This window comes from Paenibacillus rhizoryzae (assembly GCF_059686995.1).
The window spans coordinates 52,108-77,833 of record NZ_JCAALT010000003.1 but is presented as its reverse complement, the minus strand read 5'-3'; the positions used below and the strand labels follow the sequence as shown (position 1 = coordinate 77,833).

The 25,726-nt window shown below is 52.9% G+C and carries 22 protein-coding genes and 1 other annotated feature; of the genes, 2 read left to right on the top strand and 20 right to left on the bottom strand.

All coding sequences use genetic code 11. The features are described from left to right. Positions 1–17 precede the first annotated feature (17 nt). The 3 genes from AC6ESO_RS09130 to AC6ESO_RS09120 all read right to left on the bottom strand — a co-directional run bounded on the left by AC6ESO_RS09130 (position 18) and on the right by AC6ESO_RS09120 (position 4,138). Complete coding sequence (locus AC6ESO_RS09130) at positions 18–2,741, bottom strand: ComEC/Rec2 family competence protein (protein ID WP_497091132.1); 2,724 nt, start codon at positions 2,739–2,741, stop codon at positions 18–20. A gap of 142 nt (positions 2,742–2,883) precedes the next feature. Continuing rightward, the gene (locus tag AC6ESO_RS09125; RefSeq protein ID WP_494818671.1) at positions 2,884–3,414 is read right to left on the bottom strand and encodes a deaminase; all 531 of its coding nucleotides are present in this window, start codon (positions 3,412–3,414) and stop codon (positions 2,884–2,886) included. 178 nt (positions 3,415–3,592) lie between these two features. After that, complete coding sequence (locus AC6ESO_RS09120; RefSeq protein ID WP_497091131.1) at positions 3,593–4,138, bottom strand: ComEA family DNA-binding protein; 546 nt, start codon at positions 4,136–4,138, stop codon at positions 3,593–3,595. A gap of 174 nt (positions 4,139–4,312) precedes the next feature. Between AC6ESO_RS09120 and comER the strand changes: the two genes are divergently transcribed. Next, entirely contained in the window at positions 4,313–5,152 is an 840-nt protein-coding gene (comER, locus tag AC6ESO_RS09115) for a late competence protein ComER (RefSeq protein WP_497091130.1), read from the top strand. A gap of 73 nt (positions 5,153–5,225) precedes the next feature. On the opposite strand, the gene leuS is transcribed toward comER, so the two are convergent. The 17 genes from leuS to AC6ESO_RS09030 all read right to left on the bottom strand — a co-directional run bounded on the left by leuS (position 5,226) and on the right by AC6ESO_RS09030 (position 22,283). Further along, a complete protein-coding gene (leuS, locus tag AC6ESO_RS09110) occupies positions 5,226–7,670 on the bottom strand; it encodes a leucine--tRNA ligase (RefSeq protein WP_497091129.1) in 2,445 nt (814 codons plus the stop codon). A gap of 82 nt (positions 7,671–7,752) precedes the next feature. Next, positions 7,753–7,983, bottom strand: a binding site (T-box leader). A 68-nt stretch (positions 7,984–8,051) separates the two neighbouring features. Continuing rightward, positions 8,052–8,810 carry a class I SAM-dependent DNA methyltransferase gene (locus AC6ESO_RS09105; protein WP_497091128.1) on the bottom strand — a complete coding sequence of 253 codons (759 nt, stop codon included), beginning with the start codon at positions 8,808–8,810 and terminating at the stop codon, positions 8,052–8,054. A 2-nt stretch (positions 8,811–8,812) separates the two neighbouring features. Continuing rightward, the gene (locus AC6ESO_RS09100; protein ID WP_497091127.1) at positions 8,813–9,751 is read right to left on the bottom strand and encodes a CvfB family protein; all 939 of its coding nucleotides are present in this window, start codon (positions 9,749–9,751) and stop codon (positions 8,813–8,815) included. Beyond that, a complete protein-coding gene (gene rsfS / locus AC6ESO_RS09095; RefSeq protein WP_494818665.1) occupies positions 9,748–10,095 on the bottom strand; it encodes a ribosome silencing factor in 348 nt (115 codons plus the stop codon). Before rsfS ends, AC6ESO_RS09100 begins: the two co-directional genes overlap by 4 nt. Then, positions 10,092–10,667, bottom strand: coding sequence for a bis(5'-nucleosyl)-tetraphosphatase (symmetrical) YqeK (gene yqeK, locus AC6ESO_RS09090; RefSeq protein ID WP_497091126.1), 576 nt, complete (start codon positions 10,665–10,667; stop codon positions 10,092–10,094). Before yqeK ends, rsfS begins: the two co-directional genes overlap by 4 nt. Continuing rightward, positions 10,657–11,244: a nicotinate-nucleotide adenylyltransferase gene (gene nadD, locus AC6ESO_RS09085; RefSeq protein ID WP_497091616.1), complete on the bottom strand. Its 588-nt coding sequence runs from the start codon at positions 11,242–11,244 to the stop codon at positions 10,657–10,659. The genes yqeK and nadD overlap by 11 nt, the downstream gene beginning before the upstream one ends. Positions 11,245–11,282: 38 nt before the next feature. Further along, complete coding sequence (gene yhbY, locus AC6ESO_RS09080; protein WP_091219793.1) at positions 11,283–11,573, bottom strand: ribosome assembly RNA-binding protein YhbY; 291 nt, start codon at positions 11,571–11,573, stop codon at positions 11,283–11,285. A 40-nt stretch (positions 11,574–11,613) separates the two neighbouring features. After that, the gene (aroE, locus tag AC6ESO_RS09075; RefSeq protein WP_494818662.1) at positions 11,614–12,474 is read right to left on the bottom strand and encodes a shikimate dehydrogenase; all 861 of its coding nucleotides are present in this window, start codon (positions 12,472–12,474) and stop codon (positions 11,614–11,616) included. 59 nt (positions 12,475–12,533) lie between these two features. Further along, the gene (gene yqeH, locus AC6ESO_RS09070) at positions 12,534–13,658 is read right to left on the bottom strand and encodes a ribosome biogenesis GTPase YqeH (RefSeq protein ID WP_494818661.1); all 1,125 of its coding nucleotides are present in this window, start codon (positions 13,656–13,658) and stop codon (positions 12,534–12,536) included. Beyond that, on the bottom strand, positions 13,655–14,209 hold the full coding sequence (locus AC6ESO_RS09065) for a YqeG family HAD IIIA-type phosphatase (protein ID WP_497091615.1): 555 nt from the start codon (positions 14,207–14,209) through the stop codon (positions 13,655–13,657). Before AC6ESO_RS09065 ends, yqeH begins: the two co-directional genes overlap by 4 nt. A 95-nt stretch (positions 14,210–14,304) precedes the next feature. Beyond that, entirely contained in the window at positions 14,305–16,542 is a 2,238-nt protein-coding gene (locus tag AC6ESO_RS09060; RefSeq protein ID WP_497091125.1) for a DUF4129 domain-containing transglutaminase family protein, read from the bottom strand. Then, entirely contained in the window at positions 16,539–17,801 is a 1,263-nt protein-coding gene (locus AC6ESO_RS09055) for a DUF58 domain-containing protein (protein WP_497091124.1), read from the bottom strand. The genes AC6ESO_RS09060 and AC6ESO_RS09055 overlap by 4 nt, the downstream gene beginning before the upstream one ends. Before the next feature lie 5 nt (positions 17,802–17,806). Further along, complete coding sequence (locus AC6ESO_RS09050) at positions 17,807–18,763, bottom strand: AAA family ATPase (protein WP_494818658.1); 957 nt, start codon at positions 18,761–18,763, stop codon at positions 17,807–17,809. Positions 18,764–18,947: 184 nt separating this feature from the next. Continuing rightward, entirely contained in the window at positions 18,948–19,298 is a 351-nt protein-coding gene (gene spoVAE, locus AC6ESO_RS09045; RefSeq protein WP_494818657.1) for a stage V sporulation protein AE, read from the bottom strand. A 26-nt stretch (positions 19,299–19,324) separates the two neighbouring features. Then, positions 19,325–20,341, bottom strand: a complete 1,017-nt coding sequence (spoVAD, locus tag AC6ESO_RS09040; RefSeq protein WP_494818656.1) for a stage V sporulation protein AD — start codon at positions 20,339–20,341, stop codon at positions 19,325–19,327. Further along, positions 20,328–20,795, bottom strand: coding sequence for a stage V sporulation protein AC (gene spoVAC, locus AC6ESO_RS09035; RefSeq protein ID WP_497091123.1), 468 nt, complete (start codon positions 20,793–20,795; stop codon positions 20,328–20,330). The genes spoVAD and spoVAC overlap by 14 nt, the downstream gene beginning before the upstream one ends. 381 nt (positions 20,796–21,176) lie before the next feature. Next, positions 21,177–22,283 carry a LacI family DNA-binding transcriptional regulator gene (locus AC6ESO_RS09030; RefSeq protein ID WP_497091122.1) on the bottom strand — a complete coding sequence of 369 codons (1,107 nt, stop codon included), beginning with the start codon at positions 22,281–22,283 and terminating at the stop codon, positions 21,177–21,179. A 151-nt stretch (positions 22,284–22,434) separates the two neighbouring features. Between AC6ESO_RS09030 and AC6ESO_RS09025 the strand changes: the two genes are divergently transcribed. Continuing rightward, complete coding sequence (locus AC6ESO_RS09025; RefSeq protein WP_497091614.1) at positions 22,435–25,605, top strand: beta-galactosidase; 3,171 nt, start codon at positions 22,435–22,437, stop codon at positions 25,603–25,605. Positions 25,606–25,726 lie beyond the last annotated feature (121 nt).

Genomic DNA, 25,726 nt, shown 5'->3' with positions numbered 1-25,726 from the left:
GCCTTGCAGGATGTCTGCTAGGTACCGGGGATTTTTTCTCTGTGGGTAATGGCTTGATCCGGGCTGATGCGGAATTGAATCTCGCCGTTCCAATCTGTTCGGCGTGTTTGTATGGCCGCGGCGGCTAATCGAGCCATGACATCCTGTGCCGGATGACCGTATGTATTAGTTCGTCCGACGGAGACTACCGCCCACCTGGGCCGCCAATAGTTGAGCCATTGAACGGAGGTCGAGGTTTTGCTGCCATGATGGGAGATTTTCATGACGTCAGTCGGTGGTGGAGAAACCTGTGAAACCATTAGAGGCTGTAAAGTCTGAAGCTGCTCTAGCAGCAGCTTTTCTTCCTTTACGTCCGCATCACCCGTAAACAGAAACCTGCGGTTGTACAACTCGAAGAGTAGTGCAACGCTTTTGCCGTTCTGCTCGTCTTCTTCCGTGATTGTATCGGTGGCGCCAGGTGCAAGACCGAGCACCTGAATTGTCGTATTGAAATCGAGTTTCCAGTTCAAACCTGCGGTGCTTTTATAGAGCGGAATGCCCTTATCAACCGCCATGCGCAGCAGCGTGATCGAATCCTCGGAATCTTTCAGCGTCCCATTCCATAAAATCGCCCTTACCTTGATATCGCTTAGCACCGCCTGCAGACCCTTGATATGGTCGCTGTCAAGGTGCGAGAGAACGAGCAGATCAAGCTGGTGTACGCCACGTTTCTGCAGCAGCGGCACGAGAAGCTTGCGGCCTACCTCATAGGGATCTCTCCGCTCCCGCCACGCCTCCTTACGTCCGAACTGAACAGCCCCTCCGCCATCGATTAAAATTCGCTTCCCGCCTGAACTGCGGATCAGAACCGCATCCCCTTGACCCACATCGATAAAATCGACATACGCATGACGGTCCCTAATGTCAGGGTAGTAAGCCCATAATAAAAGCAGCCCCAGACTGACAACGGAGAAAGACAAAAGGAAGATGCTGCGTCTGCGAGATCGCGGCGTTCCTGATGGCGACATGTCTATAAAGGAAATGACCGTTGACTCCGTATGACTAGGACCAAGGATCGGCTGTGTGAGGTCCATGGCTGAAGAGGAATGTGAGAATAACGGGGAAGATGAATCCACACTCAAAGACGAATCCAAGCTAAAACCTGAAGTCGAGGTTTCTTCCGAAGCGCGCTGTCGATGACGCTTCATCCTTCCAAGCACGACAAAACTAATCCCGAGCCACCCATAGTAGCTCACTACCCACCGCAGCGGCGGTGTTGCCCAAATCAATCGGAAGCTGTTCCAACTACTCAGCTGTGCAACAAAAGCAAACGTCCATTCATTACCTATTACGGCTACTTGTGACAGCAGCGCACCAGCCGGATGCCATAAAGCACCGAGCAAGATCGAAGCACCGCCAAGCGGCATGACGATAAAGCTGATGAACGGTACAAGCACCAGGTTCGCGCCGATCGAGAGCAGGTGTACGGCGTTGAAATAATAAATAGTAACCGGCAGCGAAACGAGCTGTGCGACCACAGTGACCGTGAGCAAATCGAGCAGGGAGCGCGCCCACCAGCGCTTCCCGGCAGGCAAGCAGCCGCGCACGGGCGGCACGCCGAGAATGAGACCCGCCGTCACGAGGAACGACAGCTGGAAGCCGACGTTTCCGAGCATGTACGGGTCGAAGGCGAGCATGAGCAGCGCGGCGGCGGCCAGTAGGTGCAGCCCGTCGCCAAGCTTGTGGAGGCGCGCGGCGGCCAGGCCGAGCACGGCCATAATGCCGGAGCGCACGACCGACGGCGAGGCTCCTGCGAGGAGCACGTACAGCGGCACCGCTGCCATGAGCAGCATCAGCATGCGCTCCCGCGTCATTCGCGTTAAGCGCAGCAGGCCGCCGAGCATGTAGAGGAATACGGCGACGTGCAGGCCTGATATGGCCAGGATGTGCGTAAGCCCCAGCTGCGCAAACCGGCGGTACACGGCGGGATCGAGATCGTCGCTTATGCCGAGGACGAGGCCTTTCATGTACCCGGACTGGAGGTCCGGATACAGCTTGTCCATTTGCGCCCCAAGCGCGGCGCGCACGTCATCGACATAGCGGAGAAGCGCGGCGGCAGACAACCGCGAACCTGCGCTTACCTGCACCGACACCGCGCCATCCACACTGAACTGCCAATGAATGTGCTGGCTGTACAAATAGCGGCGATAATCGAAGCCGCCGAAATTCGTGGCAGCCATAGGCGCGGACAGCTCACCGGCAGCCGACAGCTGCTGCCCGCGCTTCCAAGAAGCCGCATCAGCGAGTTCCGTCTCCGCTGCAAGCCGTACTTGCACCTGTACTCGCTCGCCCCCCAACAGTGTCGTACTGTTTTCCCCCTCCAACTTAACCTCATCTACAGCAACGCGGAACCGAACCTGATCACCGTCAAGCTCAATCGGTGAAATAATAATGCCGCTGACCTTCGCCCCGAACACGGCTGAACCGGCAGGAACAGCTTCATAAGCAGTCGCCTGAAGCTCCGGAAGCGCTGTGACATTACGCGCATCCACCCACATTCGCTCTCCGGCAGCAGCCATGTAGGCTGCCAAGCATGCGGCAACGAGCGGCCATGAAGCACGTTTCAGCAATCCCAACGCGAGCAAGGCGGCAACCAAGGCTGCGCCGGTCAAATAAACGCCGCTGTCCATCAACCCCGCAGCGGCACATGCTCCGAGCGCCCAACACACCGTAAACCAGATGAGCGGTCTTCGCGCCCCCATCCGCCCATCTCCTTTCGTTCAAACCATACAAAAAAACCTCCGTCCATACCTACGAAAGCAGCCGTCTAAGATGATCCATTAAGGATCATACAGCTCTCTTCCTTAGGCACGTTCGGAGGTTCTTCCCCACATGCGCTGATGATTATCCGATAACATTCATACCTGCCTGAGCCGGCGGCTCATAAGCAGCAAGATTACGGAAAACGATCCCCTTTAAACTCATAAGCGATGCTACTTTATCGCTGTCTTTGGCATATGCACGATGATACACAATCTCGCGCACACCGCTGTTAGCAAGCATATTCGCGCAGGTCCAGCAAGGCTGATCCGTCACATACACGGTTGAACGCTCACGGTCGATCCGGTCTGTAAACAGAAGCAAATTTTGTTCCGCATGAATCGTACGGATACATCGCTGCTTCTTAACCATTTGCTCCACATCGCCGACTTGCTTCATCTCGAGCTCCTCGACGATCATACAGCCATCCTCAGAGCAGTCTGCAACGCCCATTGGCGCGCCGTTATAGGCTGTCCCAAGCAGCTTCTTGCCCTGCACCAGAACAGTACCGACATGTCGGCGCGGGCAACGTGAACGAGTAGAAACCATGTATGCAATATCCATAAAATAAGTGTCCCAGTCTTTTCTGGCGCTGTCTTGAACCTCTTCTGTCATCTCTCCAGCTCTTCCTCCTTGCGCATCCATGCTCTTCTGCAATCTATGCCTCTCATTCAATCCGGCGTCACAAGTACGGGCTTGGGAACGTATGATCATTAATAAGAGGAATCCATACTATTTACTTCAGGTGTGATTATAGCCGCTGCAGCCCGATATTTCTCTTATTGTCGCATAATCAAGGATGGAGAACAATGGAAGATTTCATTTTCTCAAGCAGCTTCGGCCCTATGCCTTTCACGCGAAGCAATTCCTCTAAGCTGCTATACAAACCGTTTTTCTCCCGATCCTCGATAATCGATTTGGCTTTGGAAGCGCCAATTCCCGGAATCGCATCCAGCTCCTCAGCCGTGGCGTGGTTAATGTCGATCTTCCCGCCAGTCGCATCATCTGAACGCACCTCTTTCTCCTTACCCACAACAGCTGGCTTTGTATCAGCAGCAGCAGCCGCTTCCGGTGTAGTCTCTCTGTTCAAAGCATCGTTTGACTGTACTGCTGCCACGTCAGGTGCTGGTTCCACACCGCCGCCCGTTTGTTTGTCGGCTATTCGCTGCTCAAGCGGCTTTAATGCCCTATCTACCTCCTCATTCACCGAAACCCAGCCCGGCGGCTCCGCAGCCTTCGGATGTACGATAGCAATGACAGCCAATAGGATCGCGGCGAGAAACATGGCATAAATCAATAGCTTTTGCCGATCTATTCGGCCTGTTCCTTTTTGCAGCACACCTCTACTCCTCCCCAATTTAGAAAACTTTGTCATTTATCGTTATTGCTGGTCATGATGTCCTTGCTGCCCGGCATAACGTAGTAAGAGCACCATAAATACTTTACCGCTCCACTTACCCATTACTGTGTTAAAGCTGCGCTGATCGCCTTATAGCGCATAGGAGGGATTGCGATGAATGTCGGATTTATCGGGATTGGAAGCATGGGCAGCTTGCTCATCGATACGTTTATCGGATCGGGAGCTCTGAAGCCGTCGCAAATAACAGCCAGCAACCGTACTTTAGCAAAAGCAATCTGCTTAGCTGACCGCCATCCCGGTCTTCAGGCTGTCCCTTCGAACCGCGATGCCGTCATCGATCAGGATCTGATCTTTCTATGTATTAAACCGATGGAGTTCAAAAACGTCATCGACCAAATCCGCGATGTCATCCAGCCGCAGCAGATTGTCATCTCGATCACTAGTCCGGTTATGATCGAGCAGCTGGAGGAATCGCTTCCTTGTAAAGTAGCCAAAGTCATTCCGAGCATCACAAACTATATGTGCAGCGGCGTATCCTTGTGTATGTTCGGCGACCGGATGACCGAAGCCGATAAGAATCGCTTGAACCATCTGCTCTCCTATATCAGCGAGCCGATGCCAATCAACGAGCAGCATACGCGAATCGTCTCCGATTTATCCAGCTGCGGTCCGGCCATCATGTCTTACCTCCTCCAGCGTTTCATCGATGCGGCCGCAGAGGAAACGAACATTCCGCGTGATGAGGCGCGTATCGTTGCCAGCGAAATGCTCTTAGGCACAGGCCAGCTCTTAACGTCGGGCGGCATGTCACCTGAGGAACTGCAACGACGTGTTGCGGTGCCCGGCGGTATTACTGCACAAGCGCTGGCGCTGCTAAATAACGAGCTGGACGGCGTGTTCAATCGGCTCATTCGAGCCACGCATGCCAAATACAACGAAGATTTAGAACGTGTAAAAGTGTCCTTATACGGCAAAGAGGTGAACGGCCCTTAACGCATGCTTTGCGTTAAGAGGTCGCTCACCTCTTTCTTTATTATTGGTGGATGCGGTAGAACCCACGCGTTGTTTAGCCTACTACGATATTAACCAGCTTACCTTTAACGACAATCAATTTGCGAACGGTTTTCCCTGCGATTGCTTCCGCTACTTTCTCGGACTCCTTCGCGATGCGCTCCATCTCCGCTTCGTCCGTATCTGCTGCAATTGAAATCCGCTCAACGATTTTGCCGTTCACTTGCACGACGATTTCAACTTCTTGGTCAACGGTCAACGATTCATCGAAAGTCGGCCATGCCGCATAAGTTAAGGCATCCGTACGACCCAGCTTCGACCACAGCTCTTCCGCAATGTGCGGCGCAAGCGGCGAAAGCATTTGAACAAAGCTCTCCATTGCTTCGCGTGGCAAGGATTCCGCTTTATAAGCATCGTTGACGAAAATCATCAACTGGCTGATCGCCGTGTTGAAACGAAGGTTCTCGTAATCATCGGTGATCTTCTTCACGGTACGGTGCCATGTGCGTTTGAACGCTTCGGACACTTCGCCGCTGCCGCCGATTTTCTCAGCAAGCTCTCCGCTGTCCGTAACGAACAAGCGCCATACGCGAGCCAAGAAGCGGTACATACCTTCTACGCCGTTTGTGTTCCAAGGCTTAGTCGCTTCAAGCGGCCCCATGAACATTTCGTACATACGCAGCGTGTCAGCGCCGTATACGTTCACGATATCGTCCGGATTGATAACGTTACCGCGTGATTTACTCATTTTCTCATTGTTGGTACCCAAGATCATGCCTTGATTAACCAGCTTATGGAACGGTTCTTTCGTATCCACTACGCCGATATCGTAGAGCACTTTATGCCAGAAGCGCGCATACAGCAAGTGAAGCACGGCATGCTCAGCGCCGCCGATATACAGATCAACGGGAAGCCACTCGGCTTGTTTCTCTTTGGAGCACAATTCTTTATCGTTATGCGGATCAATGAAACGCAGATAGTACCAGCAGCTGCCGGCCCATTGCGGCATCGTGTTCGTTTCGCGACGCGCGCGCAAACCGGTTTCCGGATCGATCGTTTCAACCCACTCCGTCACATTCGCAAGCGGGGATTCGCCTGTACCCGACGGTTTGATTTGATCCACGTCAGGAAGCAGCAGCGGCAATTGATCATCCGGTACCGGCTTCATTGTGCCGTCTTCCAAATGGAGAATCGGAATCGGCTCGCCCCAGTAGCGCTGACGGCTGAACAGCCAATCGCGAAGACGGTAAGTCACTTTGCCTTGGCCTTTGCCTTCCGCTTCCAGCCATTCGATAGCGCGAGCAATCGCCGCTTCATTGCTGAGACCGTCCAAGAATCCGGAATTCACATGCGGACCGTCGCCTGCGAAAGCTTCAGCCAGCACATCGCCGCCTTGAACGACTTCCACGATCGGCAAATCGAACTGCTGTGCGAATTCCCAGTCGCGTTGATCATGTCCCGGCACGGCCATAATTGCGCCTGTGCCATAACCGGCAAGGACGTAATCGGCAATCCAGATCGGAACAAGCGCGCCGTTAACCGGATTGACTGCATAAGCACCGGTGAATACGCCGCTCTTGTCTTTATTCAGATCCGTACGCTCAAGGTCGCTCTTGCGTGCGGCTGTTTCTTGATAATCCTTCACGGCTGCTTGCTGCGCGGAAGTTGTAATCACATCTACCAGCTCGTGCTCCGGCGCAAGTACGCAGTAGGACGCTCCGAAGAGCGTATCCGGACGAGTCGTAAATACAACAAGGGATGCATCATGGCCGTCAATGGCGAACGTAACTTCCGCACCTTTGGATTTACCGATCCAGTTGCGCTGCATGTCTTTAATGCTCTCGGTCCAATCCAGCTCTTCCAAATCTTCAAGCAAACGCTCTGCGTACTCCGTAATGCGCAGCACCCATTGGCGCATCGGCTTACGAATAACCGGATGGTTGCCGCGCTCGCTCAAGCCGTTGATGACTTCCTCATTGGCAAGAACCGTTCCAAGCGCCGGACACCAGTTAACCGGCACTTCGGCTACATAAGCCAAGCCTTTATTGAACAGCTGAATAAAGATCCACTGCGTCCATTTGTAGTAGTCCGGATCGGTTGTGCTGAATTCGCGGTCCCAATCGTAGGAGAAACCAAGCGATTTAATTTGACGGCGGAAATTGTTGATGTTCTTGACCGTAATCTCACGCGGGTGTTCGCCGGTATCCAGCGCATGCTGCTCAGCCGGCAAACCGAATGCATCCCAGCCCATCGGATGAAGCACGTTATAGCCGCGCATTCTCTTATAACGCGAGACGATATCCGTTGCGGTGTAACCTTCCGGATGGCCGACATGAAGTCCCGCCCCGGATGGATAAGGGAACATATCAAGTGCGTAGAATTTCGGTTTCCCTGCATCCTCGGTCGTCTTGAACGACTTGTTCTCATCCCAATGCTTCTGCCATTTCGGTTCAATGACTAACGGGTTATACCCCTGTTGCTCCTGGCGTTCCTGTGTCATAACGAATTGCCTCCCTATTCTCTCTTCCATGCCAAACCAGTCCTTATTAGAAAACAAAAAAACTCCCGTCCCTAGCGACAACGCTAGGGACGAGAGATTATTCTCCCGTGGTACCACCCTAGTTAGCAAACGACATGCTTTGTCGCTGCTCACTCTTTGCCCTTAACGCAGGCGAAACGGCACGTTTGCCACTGAAATCGTGTTCACGCGCGGCTCCAAGGCGAGTTCACTTCACGTTGGTCCGGCTTGCACCTACCGCCGGCTCTCTGATCCAAACGCTGCTAAAGCTACTGCTCCTCTTCAACACCTAAATAGATAGTTCGATTATAAAGAAGCGAATCCTGTCATGTCAAGGCATAGAACGCCCGAAATCTGTCATTTTCACTTGATTGCCGCAAAAAACAGCCGTTCTGATTCCGAATTAGCCTCATCCATCGTGAAATCCGCAAATTGCTCCACATGACTGAATCCTGCCATTAGCAGTGATTCCCGAATCCACTGCGCGTCATACGCCCGTTGTACGTGCGTCTCCTCAATGCGAGAATAACTGTCTCGCGGACCGCTCTCCTGCGCAAATATCGTCAGTCGGTGCTCGATCTCAACCCGCTCTTCATCCAGCTCGCAGGTCCAAATGTAAGCCACATCCGGATCATCGAGTACATAGGGCTGCTCATCCGCATACCTAGCTAACGTCTTCGGCGCATGAACATCAAAGAGGAACAAACCGCCTGACTTCAAGCCTTGATGGGTTGCCTGAAAAGCGGCTTGAACCTCTTCTTCCTCCGTCAGATAGTTGATACAATCGCAGAAAGAGATAACGGCATCTGCCTCTTCGCCGATCTCCCACTCGGTCATATCCTGCTGAAGCCAAGTAATCGAGCCGCCGCTGCGCGAAGGTTCATCCCCCCACTTGCTTTGCCCAATGGTCAGCATATCGGAGGAAAGATCAATCGCGTAGACCTGGTAACCGCTTCGTGCCAGCGGAATGGCAATGCTGCCTGTTCCGCATCCCAGATCAACGACAGTTTTAGGCGTTCCGTACCGTTTCCAGCAATTCTCTGCAAACTTCAGCCACTGCGGATACGGCATCTCTTCCATCAGTCTGTCATATACGGAGGCGAAATGCCGATAAGCTTCCATCTCTATTCCCCCGCGTCTGCCGCAGAAGTTGCCTGCGTCGTGGCAGTAGCCGCCGCCTTCGCTTGCTCGGTCAGCTTCGTCCAGCTTCCTTCTTGGACGACGAGTCCTTCGCGCATCAGCTTACCGATAGCCCGCTTGAACGCGCCTTTGCTGATGCTGAATTTCTCCTTGATGATTTCGGCTTGCGTTTCATCCGAATATGGCATAGCCCCGTTCGGACGCTCCTTCAAGAAGCTCAGAATACGCTCCGAATCTTCTACACGTCCTACTTCCTTACGCTGATTCATGGACAGATTGACACGTCCGTCCTCACGTACGAAAGTAACCCGCGCTTTCACACGCTCACCGAGTCGCAGCAACCGCGTCCGCTCATCGGCAGGGATGAAGCCATAAGCGCCAAATCCGATTACGCCGCCATCGATCATCACAAACGAGCCGATCTTCAGCGTCTTCGTTACCCAGCCCTCGACCCAAGTGTTATGCCAAGCTTGCGGCGCATGGAATGCCAGCTCCGAGAGTTCTTCCTCGAAGGCCACCTTAGCGACAAGACGGCCGATTTTGTCATGGGCAAGAATAACATGAACCTCGTCGCCGCGTTTCGGGCGAAGCTCCTTCAATTCCGGCTGCTCAGAGAGCGGCAGCAGAAGCTGACGGCCAAGGCCCATCTCGAGAAAAGCTCCGATTCGCGGATGAATATCCGCTACCGCGAGTCTCGCTACAGTACCGAGCTGAATGAGAGGCGTCTTCATCGTTGCGGCGATCCGATCCTCCGAATCGAAGAACAGAAATACATCATAGAATTGCCCGATTTGCGGACGATGTCCGACAAGCTCGGTATAGTGCAGCAGCACTTCCGATTCGCCATCGGTCATGAAATATCCATATGGCGAAACTTCGCGTGCTAACTTAAGCTTCATCGTAGTACCTGCAATTAAACTCATGCGAATTCCACGACCTTCGCGTCGGACCATAGACGTTCGATATTGTAATATTCGCGCTCTTCGCGGTGGAATACATGGACGACAACATCTCCGATGTCTACCAGTACCCATCTCCCGGTATCCGCGCCTTCAATCCCGCGAACACGTACGCCGCGCGACTCTGCTTGTTTGCGAATTTCTGTTGTAATGGCCTGCACCTGCACATCCGAATTCCCGTGACAGATGACAAAATAGTCCGCTACAAGCGAGATGTTTTTCAAGTCAAGCGCGATTACATTTTGCGCTTTTTTATCATCAGCTGCCTTAACTACAAGCTTGAGCAGCTCGTCGGAATGAACCGTCATAGCCCCGCCTCCCGTATCGTTAGTAGTAAATCATTGCGCGCTGCAACTGTAAGCGGATAAATCCGTTTTCCCTGCTGCAGCAAATAAGAAATCGTTGAATCAAACCCCGCGACCAAAGCGCGTTCCAAACTATGCTCCGCTAATTCCCGAATGGATTGAACTGCGGGAAAATCGCGGCCCGGCTCCATATAATCGGCCAGACAAACGACCTTGTCCATCAGGGTCATCTTCTCGCGGCCGGAGGTATGGTAACGAATCGCATCTAGAATTTCAAGGTCTGTGACACCATACTCGCGCTCAGCGACGAACGCGCCAACAGGCGCATGCCACAGCTCTTTATCAAACAGTAATAGATCAGCGGGAAGCCCTTCTACCCGAATGATCGCTTCCATACGGGAGGTGGCCCAATATTTGGCGACATCATGCAGAATAGCTGCCTGCTCCGCTTTGACAGGATCGGCACCGAACCGCTCAGCAAGAATAACGGATGTCTCCATTACGCCGACCGTGTGGGTCCATCTCCGCTCCGGCATCTCGGCCTTTACCCTGGCAATCATCTCATCACGATTCATAGAGCTCGTTCCTTCTGATAAACGAATACACCTTCTCCGGAACGAGGAAACGTATCGACCGGCCCTGTGCACGACGATTCCGGATATCCGTGGATGAGATACCGATCTGCGGCATCTCAATCATCGACAGTCTTTCCTGCAGATAAACGGGAAGATCATCAACCTTCAGCTCTTCGCCGGCTCTGCGCACACCGATAAAACGAACCAGCTTTGCCAATTCCTCGATTTGATGCCACTGCGGCAGGTCATTGACGCGGTCCGAACCGATGATGATGCTGAACTCCCTGTCAGGATACAAGGCCATGAGTGATTTTACCGTATCGATCGTGTAACTGGTGCCTTCGCGCTCCAGCTCAACATCCATCCCCCGGAAATGAGGTTGAAAATCGATTGCGCGGTACACCATCTCCAGCCGTGTCTGGCCGTCGGCAAGAGGCCCGTTTTCTTTCAGCGGCGGATGACCGGCAGGAATAAACCAAACCTCGTCCAGTCCGCAAGCTTCACGTGCCGATTCGGCAGCGAGCAAATGGCCATAATGAATGGGGTCGAACGTTCCGCCCATAAATCCCACTTTAATCAACGACATGACTCCTCTCGCCTTAGCCGAACCTGCCCTTAAGGAAGCTCGATTGTTTTGTTATCTTTCGATTCTTTATACAATACGATCGTTTTGCCGATGACTTGAACGAGCTCAGACCCGGATTCTTCCGCGATCCATTGGCCTACTTCTTTGGGGTCATCCATACAATTGTTCAGCACGGAGACTTTGATCAATTCACGAACTTCGATCGCTTCTTCGATATGGCGAACGAGATGATCGTTAGTGCCGCCTTTACCTACTTGAAAAATCGGCGTTAAATGATGCGCAAGCGAGCGCAAATGACGTTTTTGTTTACCTGTTAACATGTGTGATTCCTTCTCTCGTCAAAATAAAAACTGAACTTCCCTATTTGGCGAGCAGCGCTTCCAGCACCGTCTCCCGCATGGCGGCAACCGGAGCCGGACGGCCCGTCCAATATTCAAAGGCATAGGCGCCCTGATAGATAAACATGCCAAGCCCGCCGTGAATGCGGCAGCCTCGTTCTTGCGCTTCCGCGAGAAATCTCGTTGTCAGCGGGTTATAAATAAGATCGCTCGCCACCGTATCCGGTTTCAGCCATGTACTGTCGATCGGCGTGGCCTCCACATTCGGATACATACCAAGCGAGGTTGTATTAATAATGATATCATTCAAGCCGCAAGCTTCCTGTAATTCATCCTGTCCAATTGCGCGAATCGAAGGAACCAGTGGTCGGAATGCATCTGCAAGCTCTTCGGCACGAGCTACCGTACGGTTGGAAATCGTAATCGAGCCGACGCCTTCACGGGCCAGTGCGTACAGAATGCCTCTAGTCGCGCCGCCTGCACCAATAATCAGCACATTCGCACCTGCAAGATCGGACTTCGCTTCTTCTTTAAGCGATCGCACATAGCCAAGTCCGTCGGTGTTGTAGCCTGTCAAATGCCCGTCTGTGTTCACAATCGTGTTCACAGCGCCGATTGCCTGCGCGCTCTCATCGATTTCATCCAGCAGAGGCATAATATCGAGCTTATGCGGAATCGTCACGTTCACGCCGCGAATCCCCATTGCTCGTACACCTGCCACGAAATCTCCAAGTCGGTCACCTGTAATATGAAAAGCGGTGTAAATGCCATTAATGCCGGTCTCTCGGAATGCGCGGTTCATCATAATCGGCGATTTCGAATGCCGGATCGGATCCCCGATTACACTGTAGAGCACGGTATGGCTGTCCACTGCGTTGCCCATCCTTCTGTTCACTCTCCCCATGCAAGATGAATCGGCCTTTAATCCCTTAATCTACTCCATTAGATCAGCGCATCGCGCTGAAGCACTCGAATCCCCTTCGGTGCGAATACATCAACCAGCGCGCCGCTGCTGCCATTGATATGGATCCAGCCCAGACCGGAGATAAACACATCCGTATCCGTGCCGCGTTTAATCGTCAAACGATGACGCGTCCATGCCGGCATTTCCTCTAGCTGCTCCTTGGAAGGAGGTGCAAGCATTTCGCCTTTATGCGTTTCGTACAGCTCGTCTGCACGCTCGAGTTTCGTCCGATGTACCTGAAGCGCATTCGAGACATAAAGGGAGAACGATTGACGATCCCCTTCTATAAAATCAAACCTCGCCAGTGCGCCGACAAACAGCGTTTGCCCCGCATTCAGCTGATAGACCAGCTGTTTGATCGGTTTATCCGGCAGCAAGGCGCCAAGCACCTCGCGCGGTACGATCTCTGTCATCCGGTGCGAATAAACGATACCCGGCGTATCAATGATTTCATTCCCGTCATCAAGCGGAATATGAACCGCATCAAGCGTTGTTCCCGGGTAGCGAGATGTTGTCAGCTCTCGGTCCAAATCGCTGTAGTCGCGAATCAGTCGGTTAATCAGCGTTGATTTCCCAACGTTAGTGGCCCCGACAACATACACATCGCGCTTACCGCGGTGCGTTCCGATCGCTTCGATAACGCGCTCAAAGCCGATATTGCGCTTCGCGGAGCAAAGCACCACATCGACAACCTTCAAGCCTTGCGCTTTCGTTTGTTTCTGCACCCAGTTGAGTATGCGGTTCGGGTTAATGCTCTTCGGCAGTAAGTCAATCTTGTTCACCACGAGCAATACGGGATTGTTGCCGACGAACCGCTGCAAGCCGGAGATCAAGCTGCCTTCGAAATCAAACAAGTCGACAATATGTACAACCAAGCTTTGCGTATTCGCAATACCGCTTAGCAGTCGCAGAAAGTCGTCTTGATCCACAGCGATTGACGCTGCTTCATTATAGTTCTTGATTCGGAAGCATCTTTGGCAGATGGCCGGATCCTTAGCAAGCGCCGCTTGCGGGATGTAACCCAGCTTGTCCGATGATTCGGTTTGCAGCTTCACGCCGCAGCCGGCGCAAGCATTTTTGTCTTCTTGATGGTAAGTAGTCATGATTTCTTATGTTCCTCCTCGGGCCATAGCCCTTTCTTCCGCAGACGGGACAGGGCAATGCGTTCCAGAAACCGATTGAAACGGGTCATGATTCCTTCATCATGTGGTGCGATTGGACGGACGAGAATTGTAAACAATCCCATCCTTCTTCCGCCAAGCACATCTGTCATCATTTGATCACCAATTACGACCGTTTGCTCCGCGGACAAACCCAGCTCGTTAAGCGCGCGAGTAAACGCCCTTCCGGCCGGCTTTCGGGCAGCATGTACGAATGGAATATTCAGCGGCTCCGCGAACTTCCCGACCCGTGTCTGATTATTGTTGGATACGATGACAACCTTGAAGCCAAGATTATCGCGCACATCGTCAAGCCATTGGACAAGCTCCGGCGTAGCCAGCGGTTCTCTTGCTCCGACGAGTGTGTTATCGAGGTCTGTAATGATGCCTCTCATTCCTTGCTCTTTCAAGGTATGCATATTGATATCATAAATGGTATTGACGCGCATGTGCGGCAACAGCCGTTCAAACATAGTTTCGACTCCCCTGCTTATCGCTATCACGCAAACTATACCATAATTAGTGAATTTGTTGCAAAAAAGCCGCTAAAGATGCGTAAAACACACCTTTAAGCGGCTTGAAAGCTTGATTATCCCAAATGCTCCCGAATTTGTTTCATCGTCAGCGATAAACGATCTGCTTCTTCCCGCGTCATCGTCTTATTGCTGTACATCGCTTGCTCGAACGCCACTTGCACCTCTCGGAACTGCGTTTGCAGCGACGAGAGCCTTCCCGACCAGCGTACCATCGTTTCTCGGACCGTCTCATATTCGTTATAATCAAGTCCCTTCTTGCGGCAATGCTTAATCAGACGGTTAGTTTCTCTTACTATTCGCTCGTTGATCGTGGCGGAGCCGCCGCGATATCTCTTGAGCTGCGCCAGCAAGGGACGGAAGCCCAGCACCGCGAGCGCCAGCGCAAGAACAGAAGCGGCAGTCCAGAACATCCAAGCTTTCACCTTGAAGCCGCTATCTTCAGCAGGCTGCGTGACGTCGTCCAGTTCCGGGACCGGAACAGGTGCGAGCTCAGGCTCTGCTTTATCCTTCGGCACCGCATAAGGAAATGCGAACCCGGAAGTCGCTTCGAAAGGCAGCCAGCCATAGCCGTTGAAATAAATTTCAACCCAGGAATGCGCATCTGCGTTTCGCACGGTGTACGTGCCTGCATCGCTCTCTTCCGGTTCTACGCCTGTCATTCCTTGGAGACGCTGCATTTCCGGATCAACCGGTTTAGAGCCAGGCGAATACCCTTTCACCCATCTGGCAGGAATACCAAGTGTACGTGACATGACGGCAAGCGATGTGGAGAAGTAATCGCAGTATCCCTCGCGCACTTCAAATAGGAAGGAATCCACAAAATCATCGCTCACACGCTTCGACAAGTCCGGTGTATTGGTATACGAATAGGTCGCCTGCAAATAGGAAACCAACAAATTCACTTTATCGTAAGGCGTTGCTCCCGTAGACGTAATATTCTGAGCAAGCTGCTTCACGCGAAGCGGTAAAGTATCCGGCAGCTGCAAATACATGGGATCGATGTCGGTACTTAGTGTTGCTGGTGCTCCGGTTTCCATCGCGGCCACATCCAGAATCGGAATGCTTGATTGGATGATGTAGCTCTCCGGGTAGCTGGTCGTACCGGACGACTTGGAAAGTCGCAGCTCCCAGGAATCAGACATCCAGTTCAGCTTAGGCAGCGACGTATTCTTCCCATTGACCGCAAGCACGGACGAGATCGGTCCTGCACCGAATAAGACCGGGTACTTATCCTTCTTCAGCATCGTAATCGTCTGATCGACAACCTCTGTCTTCGTCGTATCCGCAATACCGTTGGATTTCAGTACCTGCTTACTTACGATAGAGCCGAGTGCCTTCTCTTTCTTCTCCAGCGGCGCCTCCGACCAGCCCTTACCGCTATAGAGCGATTTGGTTTCACCGCGCCAATAGCTGCGTTTGGTCGTCGTGACGGTCATGATCGGCGTATAGTCGAATTCAAATCCGTTACCGAGCTCATTGTCGTCCCGGCTGTAGCCGGATTTCCCATCTGCATTGTTCTTGCTGGCGGGAACGATGATCGCTTTGTCTCCCACCAAATTAGGAATGGATTCCCCGCGCGCTTCTTTCCACGCCGTATAAGGATCCGTCAAGATTGGCTTCACAGCCGGCACAAACAGACCTGCACCCATAACAAGCGTAATAATTAGCAGCATCGGCAGAAACAAGCTTAGCGGATATTCCAGCAGCTGCGCCCAATTCTCAGGATGGCGTTCCTTGAATCTTGAGAAGTGGCTTGCAACCAGCCAACCGAGACCGATGAAAACCAGCCAGGCTATCTCGTCCCACAGATGGATCGGCGTAAACAAGGAATCTGCTGCAGCCAGCGATAGAATCGCAAGTCCCACGGCGATCATCATGTAAGCTCGTTTATGGCGCAGCAGGACAATGGCATGGAAAACCGCCCATACGCCAAGGCTGATCCATATGAAAGGAGTCAGTTGATCGTATTGAAGCTGGAACCAATCCACCCATTGCGTAACGGATCGTTTATCACCTTCGAATGCGACCCATACGTAACCCGAATAAGCTGCATTAAGACCAACCAGCGATATCAGCTGTACCGTTCCGGAAAGCAGCTTGGAAGGGATGAGCAGGTTAGCGGCAACAGCGGCGAATAAGACTCCATTGACGATAGTATAGGTCTCCGACCACCAGTAATCACCCAAGCATCGAATCCACTGATAGACAATAAGTGCGGAGAAAATAGCCGATAGTTTGCGATAAACATCTGCGGAAAACCATTTGATCGCCACACGGTTGAAGGTCCTCATGACAGCTGACCTCCTTCAAGCGCGTCGGGCAGTTCTTGCAGCGTACTGATTGCATGCACCGCGAAGCCGTTCTTACGCAGCAGTTTCATCCATTCGTTGCCGCGGCTTTCACTGACGGCGATACTTTTCCCTACAGTAGACTTAGTCTGCAAATGGATGAGGACAGGCACGACGCCGGTACGGTTCAGCCATTCCATCGCACGTATTGTTTCTTCGCCTACTTGCGGACTGACAATGACAACAAAGGAACCGGCTGCAGCAAGCGTTCCGGACTGCCGGATGGCGCGATATAGGGGCTGTTCTCCATCCGCTTGCACACGGACCAGATGGTTCATCATCAGCTCGCGTTGTTCGGCAGCCGCTTTGGGCGTGAAGCCTTCACTCTTCTTGCCGACCGAAATCAACCCGACGGCAGTCGCTCGCCGAAACCCGAATTCCAAAAGCGAGGCAGCAGTCGAAACCGCCAGCTCAAATTGGTCCTTGTTCTCATATGAACCGGCATAGCGATCCAGCATGACGACGGTTCGCGGCAGGGATTCGCGCTCGAATTCCTTTGACTTCCACTGCCCTGTCTTTGCCGTAGCATTCCAATGAATCCTAGACAGACGATCGCCATAAATATATTCGCGGACACCGTTGATCTGTGTCGTTTCTTTCGCTGATAGACGAGATGCAGAGGTCGAGTACGGCCCCTTCGAGCCTCGTTTCATCTGCTTCCACTGCCGAATCACTGCGATCCGTGGATACACGGTGAACGGCTCGGACGATTCGAATGATCCCTTGTGTTCGAATAAACCGAATATGTCCCGCGTTGAGCATTCTGTTGAATCAAACCGGTAGACACCGCGTTCCAGCGGCGGTGTTACGTATTGAACCACACCGTTTCTGCGATAGTTCGGCACGAAGGAAGCTTCAATCGGAATCACGGTCCCGCTTATACTCTTCAAACGGTCGCGAACGAGTACGTACGGGATGGGCCAGACGCCCGGAATTTGCATGGTCAGACTTACTTCAAGCCGTGTCCCGGCAGACAATGACTGCTCGCTAATCGAGTTCGCACCGTTGCTCAATCTCCGAACTCCGGTTACAGATGCAATACCGCTCCACCTGCCAAAGACCAAATAAATCAGCAGCACATTAAAGATACAGAACAACATGAAAGACGTCTTACCGCCTTGAAAAAGTAAAAATAAGAGCGAGATCACATAGACAAGGCCGATAAAACGCCATCTAAACATTGTCGCTTTAGCCGTAAGCATCAGCGTCAGCGCTCCATTCGGACAGGGACATTCGTGTCACGGATGACGGATTGAATCACGTCCTCAGGCTTCAGACCGTTCATTCTGGCTTCCGTATGCATAATCATCCGGTGAGCTAGCACCGAGGAAGCAAGCAGCTTCACATCATCGGGAATGACATAATCGCGTTCTTGCAGATAAGCGTTCGCTCTGGCTGCTGCCGTCAGGGAAATTGCGGCACGCGGACTTGCACCTAGCTGCACGCCGCTGTGATTGCGCGTTGCACGTACAATTCGCACGATATAATCGGCAACCGCTTCGTCAAGATGCACTCGTTTAACGGCTTCCATCATAACGGCGATTTGCTCGACATCTACTACCGACTCCAGCTTATCTGCCGGAGAGGAAGCATTAGGAGATATAATCATTTGCCTCTCTGTCGCGGCATCCGGATAGCCCAGTGATAGCTTCATCATAAATCGGTCAAGCTGTGCCTCTGGGAGTGTATACGTGCCATCGAATTCAATGGGGTTCTGCGTGGCAATCATTGTGAACGGTACCGGTAATTCGTGCGACTCGCCATCCACCGTAACATGATGTTCTTCCATCGCTTCCAATAGTGCCGATTGCGTCTTCGTCGTTGCGCGGTTGATCTCATCGACCAACAACAAATTCGTCATGACCGGACCGGGCCGGAACATAAAAGTTTCATTCTTCGGATGATAGATTGCAACGCCGGTTATATCAGTTGGGAGTAGATCGGGGTTACATTGAATGCGTCGGAATTGCCCGCCTATTGTGCGGGAGAGTGCTTTGACAAGCTGTGTTTTGCCCGTTCCCGGCACATCCTCGATGAGTACATGGCCGCCGGCAAGCAGCGCTGTAAGCAGTCTCTCGATTTCGACCTCTTTACCCAATATACAACTGCCCAAATTACGGCGAATTTCCTTACATAAGCGATACTCTGCTGTACGATTGTCCATGACAATTCCTCCCGGATGATGGTAGTTGGATATGAGAGTAGTGATTCTATTATTTTACAAAAAATACAACTACTCGTATAGCAACATAACCGCCAAAAAAAATTGGAGAATCCCACAGGGACCCTCCAATTCGGTAGAACTGTCTATATTTTCCGCTTATCCTCAGCTAGATGAATGTCTACCGCTACCCCTTAGGCCGAACCGCCAGCGCTGCCAAAAAGGAGAAAATAATCGCGGCGGAAATCCCCGCGCTCGTGATGCTGAATATACCGGTAATGATCCCGATCCAGCCATCCTTCTGATACTCCGTTACTGCGCCGTGCACAAGCGCGTTGCCGAAGCTCGTTATTGGTACCGTTGCTCCTGCGCCGGCAAATTTGACGAGCGGTTCATACAAGCCGACCCCGTCCACTACGGCACCTGCAACAACGAGTGTTGCCATCGTATGCGCAGGTGTCAGCTTCGCAATATCAAACATAAGCTGGCCGATCACGCAAATGCCCCCGCCCACGATAAAAGCCCATAAATAGATCATGTAACCTCTGCTCCTTTCCTTCCCTATTAGTTGTGCATTGGACTTTCGAGCGCTACGGCGTGGGCGATACATGGGATCGATTCGCCTTGCTGGAACGACAGCGGCGAGAGCAGCGCGCCTGTCGCGCAGACGAGAATTCGTTTCAGCTCCCCTTGCTTCAGCCGCTTTAACAGATGACCATAGGTAACCGTTGCCGAGCAGCCGCAGCCGCTTCCCCCGGCTTGCACCTTCTGGTTTTGCACATCGTAGATCATTAAGCCGCAATCGCCGAAAACCGTATCTTCCATCGGTACGCCATCCCGCTTAAGCAGGTCTTTCGCGATGCCATGCCCGACAGTAGCCAAATCCCCTGTCACGATCAAATCATAGTCTTTCGGCTGCCTGCCTGTATCGTTAAAATGCGACTTCAAGGTGTCGACGGCAGCCGGGGCCATCGCCGCTCCCATATTAAACGGGTCCGTAATGCCCAGATCTACAATCCGGCCGATTGTTGCACATTCCACAATAGGACCGTCGCCTGCCGGGGCAACGACGACCGCACCTGCTCCGGTTACGGTGTATTGTGCCGTCGGCGGCTTCTGGGAGCCATATTCCGTTGGATAGCGGAATTGTTTCTCCGCTGTGCAGTTATGGCTGCAAGTACCTGCGAGCACATACTCGCCAGAGCCGGAATTGACGATTAGCGATGCAATGGCAAGCGATTCCATCGACGTTGAGCAAGCGCCGAATACACCGAGATAAGGAGCGCCGATTGTTCTGGCCGCGAAGCTGTTGCTAATAATTTGGTTCATCAGATCGCCGCCGACATAGAACTGCAGCTGCTGCTTGTTGACTTTCGCATATTTCAGCGCCATCTCCGACGCTTGCTCAAGCAGGAGTCGCTCTGCCTTCTCCCAGCTCTTCTGCTGCATATCCAGCTCCGGATGGACAAGATCGAAATCTGCTGCCAGCGGTCCTTCGCCTTCGTCCGGACCGACGACGGTCGCGGCGCCGATAATGACCGGACGCTGATCAAACCACCATGTTTGTTTACCGCGTAGCATGGAAAGTCCCCTCGATTCCGAACACTAAGTAGACGATACCGACCAGAAATGCAGCAACGACGCCAAATACGATGACAGAGCCTGCCAGCTTGAACATATTCGCGCCTACACCGAGCACGAGGCCTTCACTGCGGTGCTCAAGCGCCGCTGAACACATCGAGTTCGCGAAGCCCGTAACGGGGACTGCGGTGCCCGCTCCTGCCCACTGCGCAATCTTGTCGTATACGCCAAGACAAGTCAGAATGACAGAAATTAAAATTAGTACAGCTACCGTCGGATTGCCCGCATCTTCTTTGGACATATGGAGCCCATATATGAACACTTCCGTTATGGCTTGTCCAACTACACATATGAAGCCACCGACTAAGAAGGCCCGAACGCAATTGGCCAGTACGGATCGTGCGGGCTCGCGTTTCTTGGCGTAGGCCTGATATTCTTTGGGTGACATAGACATTTTTTGGTATTTGCCTTGTCCTGCGCTTTTCGTTGCGATGATGGTTGCCTCCTTGGGTTCGTCTTTCTGGAGTATGTGTTAAATTGCCGTCCATTATGCCGAAATTGGAAGAGGCGCCAGACCGTTCAGAAAATGCAAAAAAACCTTCGGTATGGCAACCAAAGGTTTACACGGTAAAGCCCGGCAGTGAACCTTATAGGAACGCGATAAACAATAACACAACCAGCAGCACGAACAGCACAAGCGCAAGCAGCATCGATATTCTACGGGCATGTTGCTCCATTTGCATGTGGGGAGGCTCCTCTCCGCCTGAAACGGCTTCTGCGCTATCTTATGCGGGCTTGTGCGGATACGAGATTTGTCCAGCCCAGAATAAATGCGTCAGCCTGAATTTCGCACAACCAATTTGGCGGAAAGGATGATTTTCTCCGGCTGCGCCTCGGACTGCGCAAGCTTGCGCGCAAACTGCTCCACGGCTCGAATGCCCAGCCATTCCTTCGCCAAATCTACCGTTGTCAGCGGAATAACCGCCTCCATCCCCGGAGCGGTATTATCTATGCCGACGACTCTCACTTTCTGCATGACACCTTTCTGCTCGAGCAGCTGGAGCAGGCATAAGGCAATGTCGTCGTTCGCGCAAATATACCCATCCGGCAGTTCTTCATGCTGATCAGCCTCTCCCCTTGCGATCGCGGTGCTGTACATTGCATCTAATCGCCGCTCAAGACCGTTTTGCCAAGCATTCCACTGCGTGCTTCCATAGGGAACGGTCCATTTCTTCAGCTGCGCGGCCGGTTTACCCGGCGCACCGCGCCGTCCTTCTTTCGATTCATCCAATGCCAGCTTGCAGCCCCACCACCGCTCGCGAAAACTAACGGCAAAGCTGTCACGGCCGACAAAGACAAGAGAGTTGCAGCCCTGCGTCAACAAATGATGGCAGGCCATCCGGCCCGCATCCGTATTCGCATTGAGCACCGCATCTGCACCGATCAACGGCTCTTCATGATCAACCAGCACCATGGGAAGCCCGAGACGTTTCAACTTGAGCAGCGTGTCCAGCGGGCATTTGCCGGCAATAATGAACCCTGCTGCCGTGCTTGCTGCTGCATGCTCGGACTCCGACTCGGGCTTAGGCGCAAGCCAATCCTGTGCCGCCGCATTTTCCGCCATTCCGAATGTAAAGAACTTCGGCGTCAATCCATGCATATGGCAGCCGGCCTCAAGCCCTTCCCTGACTCGCTGCCAGAAATGCGGTTCCTTCACATGCTGTTCTGCTAAACCGATATGTACGATTCTTGCTCCTTGTACCTCATCTGCCTGCCCGGCAGGTACCGGTCGCACCTTATAGCCCAGTGCGCTGGCCAGAGCTGTCACTTCCCTGCGGGTCGCCTCACTGACGCCCGGTTTACCCGCGAGCGCTTGAGAAACGGTATATTTGGAAACCCCTAGACGGTCAGCTAATTGCTGCATCGATATTTTCTGTGCCACGGCTGTTTTACCCCTTCATACCCGCAATAATTCCGATTGACTTTTCTTTAGTTTACCTCTAAAGTTGGCCCCGGATAAAGAGCAGATCAACCTAACAAACCTAACAATATGTGAACAAGAAGAACTAACTAGGAGAGGCAGTGACTTGAGCATGAGCAGCACTATTTTATTCTATGATGAAAATTTCCCCTATTCCGGAGATCGCCCTGATGCCGGAGCACTGGCACAGCTAAGAGAAAGCTTCCAAATCGTAACCGCAGCCGAACTCGCAGATCGTTTGCCGGGTGCTTCTACATATGTGCATCTTCACGGTTCCTATTTCCCTAAATCCGCTTGGCCCTCTATTCTCGCACATGCAACTGAAGGCAAAGGTCTCCTGGTAGCGGGCGGCGCACCGTTTAAAACACCTGTCTATGAAGAGAACGGAGAATGGCAATTAGAGCCGGACCAAACGGCCTACCATCAACAGCTGCATATCCATGAGGCCCTTCCTGTTTCTGTGGAAGGCGTTGCCAAGCTGCAGCATTTCCGCGATATTCCGCTCTTCGCCGGCTACGAATCCTTGTTTGCGATCGAGTCCACATTCGGCCTTGCGCTGCATGTCACAAGAGCGGATGACAAGCCGGGCGAGGGCGGCTCTGCCGGTCCGATCGATGCCCACATCTATCCGCTGCTTCGCGGAATCAGCGGAGATGGTCTTGCGCGTGAGCTGTCGGCTCCCGCTATCTTGCTTGAGCACACGAAAGGTCCATTCAGCGGCGGTCGCTGGATGCTCATCAATCAGCCTCTGCGCAGCTCGTTCTGGACAGGCAACGGCGCTGCCGCACTCACCGAATGGGCTGGCTTCACTTCGCAAGGCGTCACAGAGCTATGGCTAAAGCCGAATTACGGCTCATATGAGCTTGGCGAACGTCCGGTGTTAATGCTCCAAGGACAGCAGCTGCAATTGGCGCGGGACGAGCGGACAAGCAATCATGCAGCTGCGGAGTGGTCGTTCAATATGCGCGTTCGCAAAGCGAACAGCAATACGGTCAGCGAGCCTACTCCTTCTTTTGTCTATGAAGAGGCTGATTTCACAGAAGTATGGCGCAGCAAGGCAGTGCTTGCGATCGGTCGCGAGCTGAGCATTCAGCGCATCGTGCTGCCTTTTAACGTAGAAGCAGGCTTCTATGTCGTAGAATGCGAAGCCGTTTCCCCTGAGGGCGAACACCGCTTGCTCCGTCAAGGCTTCTGGGGCATGGATGAGGCGCTGCTCAAATCCGGGGAGATGATTACTTGCGATCGGGACTATTTCCGGAAAAACGGACGTCCGCTTCCGATTGTCGGTATGACGTACATGACGAGCGATGTGGCGCGTAAATATTTGTTCCTGCCAAATGCAGCCGTATGGGATCGCGACATGGCACAAATGAAACGTGCGGGCATCAACTCGATCCGTACCGGGATCTGGACAGCGTATCGCAGTGTCATGTACGTTGACGGTCATCCCTACGAAGAGGTGCTGCGCGCAATTGATGCCTTCTTCCTTACAGCTAAGCGGTATGACCTTGAAGTCACGTTCAACTTCTTTGCCTTCACGCCTGAAGCATGGGAAGGCGTCAACCCTTACCTGGATCCGCGCAGTGTGGAAGCGCAGAAACGGTTTATTGCGGCTATCGTATCCCGCCATGCCGAATCGAAGCATGTCCATTGGGATTTGATCAATGAGCCATCCATGTTCGATCCGACGCGGATCTTCTCCGGACCGCGATCTGCCCACGATCAGTTCGAGAAAGCCCATTATGTCAAATGGCTGCAAGAGCGCCATGGCTCGATACGCGTGCTGCAAGAGCGCTGGAATATGACGCCTTCGGAGCTGCCTTCCTTTGAGTCCGTGAAGCTTCCTGAAGCAAGCGAAATCAGCTTCGGAACAACCAATACACTGAAGAAACATGGCGGTCCTTGGCTTGACTATACGTTGTTTACGATGGATATGCACAACCGCTGGGCTTCCCAGCTCGTGGCTACAATTCGTGCGATTCAGCCGAAGCAGCTGGTGACTGTTGGGCAGGATGAAGGGCTGGGCGCTCAACGTCCGTCGCCGTTCTTCTATGCGCAAGAGGTCGATTATACAACGGTTCACTCGTGGTGGCTGATGGACAATCTCGTATGGGATGGTATTTTCGCCAAAGCACCGGATAAACCGAACCTCATTCAAGAAACCGGCATTATGTACGTGGAGACGCCTGATGGCCGTGCCAAACGCAGCGAAGAAGAGCTTCGCAACATTCTGGAGCGCAAATATGCGTATGCCTTCTCGACGGGCGGAGCCGGTGCGGTTCAGTGGATCTGGAATATTAACTTCTACATGAACAATATCAATGAGTCCCATATCGGAGCGCTGCGCGCAGACGGCACGGAGAAACCGGAAGCAAACGTATCGTATGATTTCGGCGCATTCATGGAACAAATTCGCGACTTATTCGAGGATCGTAAGCTGGAAGAGGTTGCGGTTGTCTTCCCTTATTCCAACGACTTCTCGAACCGCAAGCTTGCTTATGGAGCAACCACTCGCGCGATTCGGACCTTGTCCTACACGATGAATGTTCACGCATTCGGCCTTGGCGAATATCAGCTGGATTTACTTGCCGTTACGAAGCCGAAGCTCATTATCGTGCCAAGCGCGCATAACTTCAGCAGCCAAGCGCTGGATCAGCTACTCTCGCATGTGAAGGCTAATGGCGGTACGCTGCTCTTTACCGGTCCGCTTGGACTTGATGAGTACTGGCGCCCGGTTGAGCGCTTGACCGGCGAGCTGGGACAGAACGCGGTCAGCAACTTGCTTCGCGAAGAGCTGCTTGAGCTCGGCAATGGCGTGCTGCACCCGATTTCCTTCGGAGGCGATCGCATCACGGACAGCAACAAAGGTGTACTCACCTCCGCCGATAAAGGCCCTGCCAAAGTGACGGACATTGCGATTGGCGCAGGCCGCCTGCTCTGGTGCCCGCTTCCGCTTGAGCTGAATGAGCGCCTTGAGCCGCTGCAAGCGGTGTACGGTGCTGCATTGGCGCAAGCCGGCGTTGCTGAAGAGCTCGAATGGCTGCACGGCGGGGAGCTGCCTGGCGTTTACGGCCGCAAGCTGGCGTTCGCTTCCGGTTCGCTTTACATTTTCGTATCCGAATTCGGCTGCGATACGGCCATTGAAGTCCGCGATCCACAGTCGGGCACCGTGTACGCCTTTACATTGCCGAAGGAGCGGACCGTCATGTTCGCTGCAGATGCTGCCGGTAAACTTCTTGCGGTTTATCGTCCGAATGAGGTTCAGATCGACGTCTCCCTGTAATATGGCGAAGACAAGCAGACCGGAGAGAGCTCCCTGCTTGTCTTTTCTTTTTGTCATACAGACTTCAAGGTCATGTTATAATGGTGAAATCGTATCATTCTCAGGCCCAGTCGAACCAAGA